The sequence below is a fragment of the Streptomyces sp. NPDC059201 genome (genome assembly GCF_042754585.1).
In the GTDB taxonomy this organism is placed as follows: domain Bacteria; phylum Actinomycetota; class Actinomycetes; order Streptomycetales; family Streptomycetaceae; genus Streptomyces.
In genome coordinates this window covers 731,610-744,012 of the sequence record NZ_JBHZBB010000002.1, presented here as the reverse complement: position 1 = coordinate 744,012, position 12,403 = coordinate 731,610, and the positions used below count along the sequence as shown (strand labels likewise).

At 74.0% G+C, this 12,403-nt stretch carries 12 protein-coding genes and 1 riboswitch; of the genes, 7 read left to right on the top strand and 5 right to left on the bottom strand.

Going from position 1 to position 12,403, the window contains the following annotated elements; translation table 11 throughout:
* Positions 1-63: 63 nt before the first annotated feature.
* From ACFXMG_RS09195 to ACFXMG_RS09175, 5 genes are all read left to right on the top strand, one after another.
* Positions 64-882, top strand: coding sequence for an ATP-binding cassette domain-containing protein (locus ACFXMG_RS09195; RefSeq protein ID WP_383830328.1), 819 nt, complete (start codon positions 64-66; stop codon positions 880-882).
* Positions 854-3,025, top strand: a complete 2,172-nt coding sequence (locus ACFXMG_RS09190) for a YhgE/Pip family protein (protein WP_383830331.1) — start codon at positions 854-856, stop codon at positions 3,023-3,025. Before ACFXMG_RS09195 ends, ACFXMG_RS09190 begins: the two co-directional genes overlap by 29 nt.
* 29 nt (positions 3,026-3,054) lie before the next feature.
* The gene (locus ACFXMG_RS09185; RefSeq protein WP_384119971.1) at positions 3,055-3,666 is read left to right on the top strand and encodes a TetR/AcrR family transcriptional regulator; all 612 of its coding nucleotides are present in this window, start codon (positions 3,055-3,057) and stop codon (positions 3,664-3,666) included.
* A 443-nt stretch (positions 3,667-4,109) separates the two neighbouring features.
* Positions 4,110-4,748 carry a DUF4126 domain-containing protein gene (locus tag ACFXMG_RS09180; RefSeq protein WP_383823373.1) on the top strand — a complete coding sequence of 213 codons (639 nt, stop codon included), beginning with the start codon at positions 4,110-4,112 and terminating at the stop codon, positions 4,746-4,748.
* Between the two features lie 10 nt (positions 4,749-4,758).
* Positions 4,759-6,192 (top strand): phytoene desaturase family protein, encoded by a 1,434-nt coding sequence (locus ACFXMG_RS09175; RefSeq protein WP_383823371.1) that lies wholly within the window; start codon positions 4,759-4,761, stop codon positions 6,190-6,192.
* Positions 6,193-6,292: 100 nt separating this feature from the next.
* On the opposite strand, the gene ACFXMG_RS09170 is transcribed toward ACFXMG_RS09175, so the two are convergent.
* From ACFXMG_RS09170 to ACFXMG_RS09150, 5 genes are all read right to left on the bottom strand, one after another.
* Positions 6,293-7,213, bottom strand: a complete 921-nt coding sequence (locus ACFXMG_RS09170) for a hypothetical protein (protein WP_383823369.1) — start codon at positions 7,211-7,213, stop codon at positions 6,293-6,295.
* 54 nt (positions 7,214-7,267) lie between these two features.
* Positions 7,268-8,182: a methylenetetrahydrofolate reductase [NAD(P)H] gene (metF, locus tag ACFXMG_RS09165; protein ID WP_383823366.1), complete on the bottom strand. Its 915-nt coding sequence runs from the start codon at positions 8,180-8,182 to the stop codon at positions 7,268-7,270.
* Between the two features lie 215 nt (positions 8,183-8,397).
* On the bottom strand, positions 8,398-9,051 hold the full coding sequence (gene thiE / locus ACFXMG_RS09160; protein ID WP_383823363.1) for a thiamine phosphate synthase: 654 nt from the start codon (positions 9,049-9,051) through the stop codon (positions 8,398-8,400).
* A gap of 73 nt (positions 9,052-9,124) precedes the next feature.
* Complete coding sequence (locus ACFXMG_RS09155; protein WP_383823360.1) at positions 9,125-9,490, bottom strand: Rv2175c family DNA-binding protein; 366 nt, start codon at positions 9,488-9,490, stop codon at positions 9,125-9,127.
* Positions 9,491-9,604: 114 nt separating this feature from the next.
* The gene (locus ACFXMG_RS09150; RefSeq protein WP_383823358.1) at positions 9,605-10,828 is read right to left on the bottom strand and encodes an NAD(P)/FAD-dependent oxidoreductase; all 1,224 of its coding nucleotides are present in this window, start codon (positions 10,826-10,828) and stop codon (positions 9,605-9,607) included.
* 83 nt (positions 10,829-10,911) lie between these two features.
* A riboswitch (TPP riboswitch) is annotated at positions 10,912-11,024 on the top strand.
* Between ACFXMG_RS09150 and thiO the strand changes: the two genes are divergently transcribed.
* Both thiO and thiS read left to right on the top strand, forming a co-directional pair.
* On the top strand, positions 11,022-12,206 hold the full coding sequence (thiO, locus tag ACFXMG_RS09145) for a glycine oxidase ThiO (RefSeq protein WP_383823355.1): 1,185 nt from the start codon (positions 11,022-11,024) through the stop codon (positions 12,204-12,206). Its footprint overlaps the riboswitch before it by 3 nt.
* Positions 12,203-12,403 carry a sulfur carrier protein ThiS gene (thiS, locus tag ACFXMG_RS09140; RefSeq protein WP_383823353.1) on the top strand — a complete coding sequence of 67 codons (201 nt, stop codon included), beginning with the start codon at positions 12,203-12,205 and terminating at the stop codon, positions 12,401-12,403. The genes thiO and thiS overlap by 4 nt, the downstream gene beginning before the upstream one ends.

The window sequence follows — 12,403 nt, the reverse complement described above, 5'->3', positions numbered from 1 at the left end:
GACGCGCTAGTAACTTTTGGACTGACCAGTCAGTTCAAAAATGGGGAAGCGGGGGGTGGATCCGTGGGATCCGACGACCTGACCGCACGGCCGTCTCCGGACGGTGCGGGGCTCGTGGTCGAGGGGCTGGGGCTCAAGGGCCCCCGCGGCTGGGCCTTCCGGGAGGTGTCCTTCCGCGCCGGGGCCGGGTCCCTGGTGGCGCTCGAAGGCCCGTCCGGCACCGGCCGCACGTGCCTGCTGCTCGCGCTCACCGGGCGGATGCGGACCAAGGAGGGCCACGCCGAGGTCGGCGGGCTGCCGCTGCCGCGCCGGATGGCCGCGGTGCGCCGGATCGCCGCGCTCGGCCACGTGCCCGGCGTGAGCGAGCTCGACCCGTCCCTGACGGTGGCCGAGCACCTGCGCGAGCGGGCGCTGCTCCAGCGCCGCTTCGACGGCTCGTTCCGCGCCCTGTTCCGCCGCCCCGGCACCCGGGCCGCCGAGGCCCGGGCCCGGATCGGCGAGGCCCTGGCGGCCGCCGGGCTGGACCTGGCCGCCCTGCCGAAGGGCGAGCGGACCTCCGTACGGGATCTGGAGCGCCTGGAGGCGCTGCGGCTGTCGATCGCGCTGGCCCTGATCGGCCGGCCCCGGCTGCTCGGCGTGGACGACACGGACCTGAAGCTGTCGGACGCCGACCGCGCCGAGGCATGGGCGCTGCTGCGCGCGGTGGCCGACACCGGCACGACCGTCCTCGCCGTATGCAGCGAGGCCCCGGCCGGAGCCCTGCGGATCACCACGGTCGGCACGCCCGCGCAGGACACGGAGGCGGACGCCGACACGGACGCCGAAGACGACATCACCGAGGAGGGGGCGGACGATGCGCTCGCCGAAACTGGCCGCGCTTGAGCTGAAGCGCTTCGGCAGGGGAAAGCTGCCGCGCGCCGCGCTCGTCGCGGTCCTGCTGCTGCCGCTGCTGTACGGCGCCCTGTACCTGTACTCGTTCTGGGACCCGTACAGCAAGCTCGACCGGCTGCCCGTGGCCCTCATCAACGAGGACCGCGGCGCCACCGCCGACGGCAAGCCGGTCACCGCGGGCGAGGACCTCACCGAGGGGCTGCTGGAGAGCAGGACCTTCGAGTGGCACCAGGTCAGCGACGCCGAGGCGCGCAAGGGCGTCGAGGACGGCACGTACTACCTGTCCCTGACCGTGCCCGGCGACTTCAGCCGGCGGATCGCGTCCAGCTCCGGGGACTCCCCCGAGACCGGCGCGCTGAAGGTCCGTACGAACGACTCCAACAACTACATCGTCGGCCAGATCTCGCGGACGGTCTTCTCCGAGGTGCGCACCGCCGCCTCCACCAAGTCCTCCCGGACCTTCCTCGACAAGATCTTCATCTCCTTCTCCGACATCCACGAGGCCACCGCCGAGGCGGCCAAGGGCGCCGCCGACCTGAAGAAGGGCGTGGACAAGGCCAAGAAGGGATCCAAAAACCTCTCCGACGGCCTGACCGACGCCAAGGCCGGCAGCAGCGACCTGGCCTCTGGACTCAAGAGACTGGATAAAGGATCCAAGGACGTCCAGACCGGTACGCGCAAGGTCGCGAACGGCACCCAGGCGCTCGCCGACAAGGTGAACGGCACCGCGGACAAGGTCCGCCCGTACCTGGCGAACAACGGCACCTCGATCCGCGACACCGCCAAGCTGGTCTCCGACTCGGCCACCGCCGCCCGCAACGACCTGGAGGACCTGGTCCGCCGCGCCCCGCTGCTGCGCACCGCCGCCCACAAGGCGGACGACACGCTCGGCCGGCTGCACCGCGAGTCCTGCGAGAAGCCCGCCGCCACCCCCTCGGCCCCGCCGGCCGAGCTGCCGGAGGGCGTCACCCTCCCCGAGGGCGTCACGCTTCCCCCGGGCGTCACGGTCCCCGACTCCAAGGAGGTGTGCGCGGCCCTGAAGGAGGCGTCGACCACCGCCGGGGACGTGGCGACCATCGCGGACGACGTGCACACGCTGACCAAGGACAGCAAGGGCGACCTGAAGACGCTGGACGCGCGCCTGAAGAAGCTGAAGAAGGAGGCCGACGAGCTGGCCGCCCGCGCCCCGCACCTGGACGAGGACGTCGAGGGCGCCATCCGGAAGATCAACGAGCTCAACAAGGGCGCGCAGAAGGTCGCCGACGGCGCCGAGCAGCTGCACACCGGCGTCACCGGCGCCCGCGCGGGCTCGGTCAGCCTGGACAGCGGCGTCGGCAAGCTGAAGAAGGGCGCCGGCGATCTCGACGGCGGTCTGTTCAAGCTGGCCGACGGCTCCGGCTCACTCGCGACCGGTCTCAAGGACGGCGTCGACCAGATCCCGGACTACGACAAGGACGAGCGCGACCGGCGTACCGAGGTCATGGCCGACCCGGTGCAGCTCGCCGCCCAGTCGCTGCACAAGGCGCCGAACTACGGCACGGGCTTCGCCCCGTACTTCATCCCGCTCTCCCTCTGGGTCGGCGCGATGGTCGCGTACATGATCATCCAGCCGATGAACCGGCGGGCCCTCGCCGCGGGCGCCTCCGCCTGGCGGATCGCGCTGGCGGGCTGGTTCCCGGTGGCGGCGATCGGCGTCCTCCAGGTCGGCGCGCTCCTGTCCGTCCTGCACTGGGGGCTCGGCCTGGAGATGGCCAGGGCGGCCGGCACGGTCGGCTTCCTCGCCCTGGTGACCTGCTGCTTCGCCGCGATCATCCAGTGGCTCAACGCCCGCTTCGGCGCGGCCGGCCGGATCCTGGTGCTCGCGCTGCTCATGGTCCAGCTGACCTCGGCGGGCGGCACCTACCCGGTGCAGACCAGTCCGGGCTTCTTCAACGCCGTCCACCCCTTCCTGCCGATGACCCACGTGGTCGAGGCGCTGCGCCGGCTCATCACCGGCGGCGGCCTCGCCCCGGTCTGGGAGGCCGTCGCCGTCCTGACCGCCTTCACCCTGGGCGCGCTCGCCCTGACCGCGGTCACCGCACGGCGCAAGCAGGTGTGGACACTGGACCGGCTCCACCCCGAACTGTCCCTGTGACCCGCACCGCCTCTGTGAGAATCGACCCCATGGACAGCAGCAGCACCCGCCGCCGGGCCACCCGCGCCAAGCTCTACGAGGCGGCCGTCACCCTCATAGCCGAGCAGGGCTTCTCGGCCACGACGGTCGACGAGATCGCCGAGCGGGCCGGGGTGGCCAAGGGCACGGTCTACTACAACTTCAAGAGCAAGACCGAGCTCTTCGAGGAGCTGCTGCGCCACGGCGTCTCCCTCCTCACCGCCTCCCTGCGGACGGCGGCCGAGGAGACGGCGGCGTCAGGCGGCAGCCGGGTCGCCGCGCTGGACGCGATGATCCGCGCGGGCCTCGTCTTCATCGACCGCTACCCCGCCTTCACCCAGCTGTACGTGGCCGAGCTCTGGCGCACCAACCGCGCGTGGAACTCCACGCTCCTGGTGGTCCGCCAGGAAGCGGTCGCCGTCGTCGAGGGCGTCCTGCGCGAGGGCGTCGAGGCGGGCGAACTGAGCGAGGAGATCGACGTCCAGCTGACGGCGGCGGCCCTGGTCGGCATGGTCCTGGTGGCCGCCCTGGACTGGAAGGCGTTCCAGAGCGAACGCTCCCTCGACGACGTGCACGCGGCGCTGTCGCTGCTGCTGCACGGGCGGGTGGGCGGGGGCTGCTGAGTCGGATCTTGGATCTTGGATCCAAGATCCTGGACATTGGATCCGGGATCCTGGATCCAAACTCCCCGATCCAATGTCCTGGATCCAATGTCCGAGATCCTGGATCCAAGATTTCGGATCCAGGATCTCGGATGTTGGATCCGAACGAACGAGAAGCGCCGGTCCCGCGAAGCTCGATCCCCCCCGAGCCACGCCGGACCGGCGCTTCCTTCGTACACCCCCGTGCACGTCCCCCGTGCCGGCAGGCGCGCGGCCCCGTTCCGCCGCCCCGTGTCGGCGGTCCGGAGCCGCGCCCCTTCCGTGGGCTCCACTCTCTCCTCCGGGCGGCCCTTCCCCCATCCGCGCGCGTACTCATCTCCGCGTCTAGGTACGGATACTCAGTCGGCGGTCGGCGGGTCGGCGTCCTGGTGACGGGCGGGCGCGGTCTCGTTACGATCGCGAGCGTGTCCGTACTCCCCCTGGTCTTCACCAGCGGCTGGGCGAGCGGGATCAACGCCTACGCCGTGGTCCTGCTCCTCGGCCTCTTCGGCGCGACCGGGCTCACCGACGAGGTGCCCGAGGCGCTCCAGCGCACGGACGTCCTGATCGTGGCCGGCGTGCTGTTCCTGTGCGAGGCGGTCGCGGACAAGATCCCGTACGTGGACAACCTGTGGGACTCCGTCCACACAGTGATCCGGCCGGTCGCCGGCGCCGTCGTGGCGGCCCTGCTCGCCGGTGAGAGCGGTTCGCTGCCGGAGCTCGCCGCCGGCGCGGTCGGCGGTTCGACGGCGCTGATGAGCCATCTGGTCAAGGCGGGGACCCGGATGGCGGTGAACACATCGCCCGAGCCGTTCTCCAACATCGCGCTGAGCACGGGCGAGGACCTCGCGGTCGCCGGGGTCATCACTTTCGCGATGTTCAACCCCGTCGCGGCCGCGGTGATCGCCGCCGTGCTGCTGGCGCTCGGCGTGTGGCTGCTGGTCTTCCTGGCCGCCCGGATCCGGCGCTTCCTGCGCCGCCGGGCCCAGCGCCGCGAGGAGCGCAGACTGGCGGCGGCCGAGGGCGGCCCACCTGCGGACCGCTCTGTCGGTGGGGGCCGATAGGGTCCCTGACATGGGACGGATTGTGGTGATCGGCGCGGGTCTCGGCGCCATGGCGGCGGCGGCACGGCTCGCGGTCGCCGGGCACACGGTGACGGTGTACGAGCGGACGTCGACGTACGGCGGCGCGGTGGGCCGCTTCGAGCGGGACGGCTTCGCCTTCGACACGGGCCCCGGGCTGCTGCACCTGCCGGCGGTCTACCGCGATCTGTTCGTGAAGACGGGCAAGAAGCCGCTGGAGGAGTGCGTCGGGCTGAGCCAGGTCGATCCGGCCGCCCGGCACCTCTTCGCGGACGGCACGCGCGTGGACCTGCCGAACGCCTCCCGGGCCGGCACCGTCGCCGCCCTGGACGCGGCGCTCGGCGCGGGCGCGGGCGAGCGCTGGGGGGACTTCCTGGTGCGGGCCCGCGAGGCGTGGGACCGGACCCGCCGCCCGCTCCTGGAGGAGCCGCAGCCCGCCGACCCGAAGGCCCTGGCCCGCGAGCCGTACCCGGCGCTCAAGGCCGGGCTGCTGCGCCGCCCGACGCGGACGCTCGCCCAGGTCGGCGAGCGGGAGCTGCGGGACCCCCGGCTGATCGCGCTCCTGGACTCCTACGCGCAGGCGTACGGCTTCCCGGCGCCGGGCGCCCCGGCGTCCGCCGCCGTCCTGCCGTACATGGAACAGACCTTCGGCAGCTGGTACGTGGCCGGCGGCATCCGGGCGCTCGCCGACGCGGTGTACGAGCGCTGCCGGGAGCGGCGGGTGGAGTTCGTCTTCGACGCACCCGTCGACGAGGTGCTGACCGAAGGCGGCCGGGCCGTCGGCGTTCGGCTGGAGTCCGGCGCGTCGGTGAAGGCGGACCACGTGGTCGCGGGCGCGCCCGTGCCCGCGCTCTACGGCGAGCAGACCGTCCCCTGGGAGCGCGGCGACGAGTGGCCTGCCTTCCAGCGGCACGGCACCGGCCGGCTGACCGTCCTGCTGGCCCTCCGCGGCGCCCGCGAGGAGGGGGCCGTGCACCGCACGGTGGTGCACAGCGACGGCGAGCGGCCGGCGGTGACGGTCCTGCGGCCCGACGATCCCGCCCTGCGGCCCGACGCGGACCACGAGGCGGTGACGGTCTCCACCATGGTCGACCTGGTGCCGGAGGAGGACCCGGCGGAGCTCGCCGAGCGGATGGTCGAGGCCGCCGCGCGCGCGGTGCCGGGCCTGGCCGAGCGGCTGCTCTGGCAGGAGGTCCGCACCCCGGAGGACGTACGGGCGGCGACGGGGACGGCCGAGGTGCCGGGCCCCGCGCTGGCGGACGCCCGTGGGGAGTGGCTCCCGGCGCCCAACCTCTCCCCCGTGCCCGGCCTCTACTTCGCGGGCGGCTGGTCGCATCCGGGCGGCGGGCTCGCCCACGCGGGCATGTCGGGCGCGCTGGTGGCCGGGCTGATCGTGGAGGGCGCGGAGTTCCGCGGCTCGCAGTGACCTGACCCGGCCGAACCGGGCCCGACCGAACCGGGCCCGACCGAACCGGGCCCGGCCGAACCGGGCCCGGCCGGGATCGGCCGAGGATCCGGACGGGGCCTCAGTAGCGGTACTGGGACTGCTCGTCGGGGTGCTGGTCGTAGCCGTACTGCCCCGGGGTGTGCGCCTGGGGGGCCTGGGGCGGCTGCTCGTCGGTGTCGCGCTGCTGCGGGACCCAGACGCCGCCGGGCGGGGTGTCGTAGCTGTACGAGGGGGCGGCGTAGGAGTCGCCGTAGTACGAGGTGTACTGCTGGCCGTCCGTGCCGGGGCCGATGTACGGGTCGGAGTAGGCGGCGTACTGCTGCGGGGCCCCGGTGGTGCCGTAGTCGTAGGCGGGCTGCTGCTGGTCGTATCCGGCGGCGGCGTAGGTGTCGTACGCGGGCGCCGCGGGCGCCTCCTGCCCGGCGGGCGGGTAGCCCCCGGTGCCGTAACCGGCGGTGTCGTACGCGCCCGTGTCGTAGGCACCGGTGTCGTAGCCGCCGTACGCGGGGGTCTGCGGGGCCTGGTCGTGCTCGCCGCCGCCGTAGACGCCGTACTGGCCGGTGTCCTCGGGCAGGGGCTGCGGCTCGTAGACGGAGGTCCGCTCGTCCCCGGCGCGCAGCTCCTCGGCCTCGGGGCCGGGCGTGTGGGCCGCGGCGGCGTCCTCGTAGGAGAGGCCGGAGACCTCCAGGGTGGGGCCCGCCTCGGGGGCCTGGCCCGCCTTGCGGCGGCGGCTGGCGCCGGGGTTGCCGCCGATCGCCCAGCCGGTGGAGAAGCCGCGCCGGAAGGAGAGAGTCACGAAGGTCTGGCCGACGGCGAAGGCGATCGCGCCGGCGATGATCACCAGCGTCGACGACAGCAGCACGCCGGCGACCACGCCGAGGAAGCCGCAGAAGGCGAGGATCCGCCAGCGCAGCCGGGCCTTGTACTGGAGGAGCACCTCGCCCAGCAGCCAGAGCGCCACCAGACCGAACGCGATGTAGAGGACCGTCGTCCACCCCATGCCCCGCAGCCCCTCTCTACGGCCACCGCCGCGGGTCGGGGCGGGTACGACCGGTCAGGACTGCTGGTGCAGTCCGAGATTCTCGTAGATCTCGAGCGTCGCGGTGGAGCTGTTGAGCGTGATGAAGTGCAGTCCCGGGACACCCTCGTCCAGCAGACGCGCGCAGAACTCCGTCGCGAACTCGATACCGATGGAGCGTACAGCGGCCGGGTCGTCCTTGACCGCGAGGATGCGTTCTTTCACGTCCGCGGGGAAGGCGGCGTTGCTGAGCTGGGGAAGCCGGTCGAGCGTCTTCACGTTCACGACGGGCATGACCTCGGGGATGATCGGGGTCTCGCAGCCCGCCTTCTCGACGCTGTCGCGGAGCCGCAGGTAGTTCTCCGGGTCGAAGAACATCTGGGTGACCGCGTAGTCGGCGCCGGCCCGGCACTTGTCGACGAAGTGGCGGATGTCGGTGTCCCAGTCGGCGGACCGGGGGTGCATCTCGGGGAAGGCGGCGACGCCCACGCAGAAGTCGCCGGACTCCTTGATGAGCCGCACCAGGTCGGCGGCGTAGCGGACGCCCTCGGGGTGCTCGATCCAGTCGCCCAGCGGGTCGCCCGGCGGGTCGCCGCGCAGCGCCAGCATGTTGCGGATGCCCGCGTCGGCGTACTGCCCGAGGACGTTGCGCAGCTCGGCGACCGAGTGGTCGACGGCGGTGAGGTGGGCGACCGGCGTGAGGGTGGTGTCCGAGGCGATCTTCTGGGTGGCCTTGACGGTGCCGCCGCGGGTGGAGCCGCCGGCTCCGTAGGTCACGGAGACGAAGCTGGGACCGACCGCCTCGACGCGGCGCATCGCGTTCCAGAGGACCTTCTCGCCCTTCGCCGTCCGGGGTGCGTAGAACTCGAAGGAGTACGACGTGCCGGAGGCGAGGATCTCGCGGACCGTGCGGGCGCGGTCCGTACGGACGGAAGCGGTTCCAAGGGCCATACGGGCAGGTTAGACGGGGTCCAGGTGAGCGCGGAAACCGCGTCCGCCTTCTGGACACCTTTTCGGACACCGGTACGGCCCCGGGGGCGCCGGAACGGCGGCGTCCCCTCGGATCCGGGCCGGATCGGCCTCGGATCCGGGTCGTACCGCACTCGGATCCGGGTCGGGGTCCGCGCTCGGGCGGACGGGCGGGTCCGGCCGTCGGTACCCGGGTGTCAGGCGTCGGCCCGCTCGCGGACGCGCTTGGCCAGCGAGGCGGCGGCCTCGGCGGGGTCGTCGGCCTCGGTGAGGGCGCGGACGACGACGATACGGCGGGCTCCGGCGTCCAGGACCTCGTCCAGGTTGGACGCGTCGATGCCGCCGATGGCGAACCAGGGGCGGTCCTGGGCGAGGCCGGCCGCGTACCGCACGAGGTCGAGGCCGGGGGCGTACCGTCCGGGCTTGGTGGGGGTGGGCCAGCAGGGGCCGGTGCAGAAGTAGTCGACGCCGGGCTCGGCGGCGGCCGCGGCCACCTCGGACTCGGCGTGGCAGGAACGGCCGATCAGCACCTCGTCGCCGAGGATCGCGCGGGCGGCGGGGACGGGCAGGTCGCCCTGGCCGAGGTGGAGGACGTCGGAGCCGAGGGCGTGGGCGACGTCGGCCCGGTCGTTCACGGCGACGAGCTTGCCGTGCCGGCGGGCGGCCTCGGCGAGGACGGCGAGGTGCTCCAGCTCCTCGCCGGCCTCCATGCCCTTGTCGCGGAGCTGCACGATGTCCACGCCGGAGGACAGGACGGCGTCGAGGAAGGCGGGCAGGTCGCCCTGGCGCTTCCGGGCGTCGGTGCACAGGTAGAGCCGGGCGTCGGCGAGCCGCTCACGAGGCGTGGGCATGGTGGTTCCCCCCGTCGGGTGGCGCCGGTGCCGCGGCGCGGGGCCGCGGCACCGGCGGTGGTGGTCCGGTGTCTCAGAGGGCGAGCGCCTGGGCGCGGCGCTTCACCTCCGTGCCGCGATTCTCGCCGAGGGCCTGCGCGGGGGTGCCGGGCAGGGTCGGGTCCGCGGTGAAGAGCCACTCCAGCATCTCCTCGTCGGAGAAGCCGTCGTCCCGCAGGAGCGTCAGGGTGCCGGCGAGGCCCTTGACGACCTTGTCCTCCTGGATGAAGGCGGCGGGCACCTGGAGGGCGTTGTTCTCCCCGCGGCGGACGGCGATCAGCTGGCCCTCCTTCACCAGCTGTCGCACCCGCGTCACCTCGACGTCGAGCATCTCCGCGATGTCGGGGAGGTAGAGCCAGGCGGGGACGAGAGCATCGATGTTTGCGTCAATCTCGGTCACGGGACAAGCCTGCCATCCGGGACCGACAGTCGGTAGTCGGACCCGTGCGACCCGCCTCCGTCCGGGGGTGCTACCGGCGCCGCCCGTGCCCCGGTGCTGCCCGTGCTGCCGGTGCTACCGGACCGCCGACTTCAGCGGGACGGTCGGGTCGGCGGCGCGGTCGGGGTCGAGGGGCGTGCCGGCCTCGATGAGCTTGCGCCCCTGGGCGAGGTCGCGGGGGCGGCCGACGGCGAGCAGCGCGACCGGCGCGCCGTCGCGCAGCCAGAGCACCGACCAGGAGGCGCCGGCCGGGTCGCCGCGCCGCACCAGCGCGTCGGCGCCCGCGTGGTGGCCCGCGTACTGGACGAAGCGGCCGAACTGCTCGGACCAGAAGTACGGGACGGGGTCGTACGGCTCCGGGGCCGCGCCGTCGGCGCCGGTGATGCCCGCGGCGACCGTGCGGGGGCCCTGGAGGGCGTTGTCCCAGTGGTGGACGAGGAGCCGCTCGTCGTAGCGGGCGGACGGGAAGGAGGCGCAGTCGCCGACGGCGTACACGTCGGGCAGGGAGGTGCGCAGCCGGTCGTCGGCGGTGACGGCGCCGCTCGGGTCGAGGGCGATGCCGGAGCCGGCGAGCCAGTCGGTGGCGGGGCGGGCGCCGATGCCGACGACGACGGCGTCGGCGGGCAGTTCGCGGCCGTCGGCGAGGACGACGGTGCCGGGCCGGACGGTGGCCACGCGCGCGTGCGTGAGGAGTTCGGCGCCGCTCTCGGCGTACCAGCCGGCCATGGCGGTGGTGACCTCGGCGGGCAGGGCTCCGGCGAGCGGGAGGGCGGCGGCCTCGACGACGGTGACGGCGCAGCCGGCCTCGCGGGCGGCGGTGGCGAACTCGGCGCCGATCCAGCCGGCGCCGACCACGACGACGCTTCCGCGGCCGGCCAGGACGGGGCCGAGGCGGACGGCGTCGTCGAGGGTGCGCAGCAGGTGGACGCCGGGGACGCCGTCGCTGCCGGGGAGGGTGAGCGGGTGGGCGCCGGTGGCGAGGACGAGGGTGTCGTACGGGACGGGGCCCGCCTCGGTGTCGAGCTCGTGGTCGGCGGGGCGCAGTCCGGTGACGTCGAGGCCGAGGCGGAGGTCGACGCCGAGGGACTCGAAGTCGACGTCGAAGGCGGAGTGCTCGGCCTTGCCGAGGAGGACGGCCTTGGAGAGCGGGGGCCGGTCGTAGGGCTGGTGGGGTTCGCCGCCGATGAGGGTGACGGGGCCCTCGAAGCCCTGCTCGCGCAGGGCGACGGCGGTCTGGACGCCCGCCATGCCCGCGCCGACGATCACGACGTGCCGCTGGGTCTGCTTCTGCTCGCTCACCCGTCCACCTTACGCATCTGACGTGCCGTCAGAAAGAGAGGTGCCCTGTGGCGCTCCGCGGACGGGGGCTAGGGTGGCGGGCACACACCACTCGCGGGAGCCCGGACGCACCGGGCTGAGAGGGAGGCTGGCCGGCCTCCGACCGTACGAACCTGATCCGGGTCATGCCGGCGAAGGGAGGGGCGGAACGCCCATGCGTTCTTCCGAAGGAAAGCTCCAGAGCACCGACGTCCTCGTGGTCGGCGGGGGCATCATCGGCCTCGTCACGGCCTGGCGGGCGGCCCGGCGCGGGCTGAGCGTCGCGGTCGTCGACCCCGACCCGGGCGGCGGCGCCGCCCGGGTCGCGGCGGGCATGCTCGCCGCCGTCACCGAACTGCACTACGGCGAGGAGACCCTGCTCGGGCTCAACCTCGCCTCCGCCGCGCGCTACCCCGCGTTCGTCGCCGAGCTGGAGGAGGCCACCGGCCTCGACGTCGGCTACCGCGCCTGCGGCACCCTCGCCGTCGCGCTCGACGCCGACGACCGGGCCCACCTGCGCGAACTGCACGCCCTCCAGACCCGCTGCGGGCTCGCCTCCGAATGGCTGAGCGGGCGCGAGTGCCGCCGCCTCGAACCCATGCTGGCGCCCGGCGTGCGCGGCGGGCTGCGGGTGGACGGCGACCACCAGGTCGACCCGCGCCGGCTGGCCACCGCGCTGCTCACCGCCTGCGAGCGGGCCGGAGTGGCCTTCCACCGGGCCATCGCGGAGCGGCTCGTCGTGACCGGCGACCGGGCCCGCGGGGTCGTCCTCGCCGACGGCACCGAGCTCGCCGCGGGCCAGACCGTCCTCGCGGCGGGCAGCCTCAGCGGCCGCCTCGCGGGCGTGCCGCCGGCCGTCCTGCCGCCGGTCCGCCCGGTGAAGGGCCAGGCCCTGCGGCTGCGGATCCCCGCCCCGTACGCCCCCTTCCTCTCCCGCACCGTCCGGGCCGTGGTCCGCGGCAGCCACGTCTACCTGGTGCCGCGCGAGAACGGCGAGCTGGTCGTCGGCGCCACCAGCGAGGAGCTGGGCTGGGACACCACGGTGACCGCGGGCGGGGTGTACGAGCTGCTGCGCGACGCCCACGAGCTGGTCCCGGGCCTGACCGAGCTGCCGCTCACCGAGACCCTCGCCGGACTGCGCCCCGGCTCCCCCGACAACGCGCCGCTGCTCGGCCCGAGCGCCCTCCCGGGCCTCCACCTGGCCACCGGCCACTACCGCAACGGGGTCCTCCTCACCCCCGTCACCGGCGACGTCATGGCGGAGGTGCTCACCACCGGCCTCCTGCCCGACGAGGCGCGCCCCTTCTCCCCCCGCCGCTTCCCCACCGCTCTCTCCGTACGTCAGGAGCAGCCCGTATGAACGTGTCCGTGAACGGCGAGCCGCGCGCGCTCGCCGGCCCCGTCTCCCTGGCCACCCTGGTCGCCGACCTCACCACCGCGCCCTCCGGGGTCGCCGCCGCCGTCAACGAGACGGTGGTGCCGCGCGGCGAGTGGGCCGCGACGCTGCTCGCCGACGGCGACCGGGTCGAGGTCCTGACCGCGGTGCAGGGGGGCTGA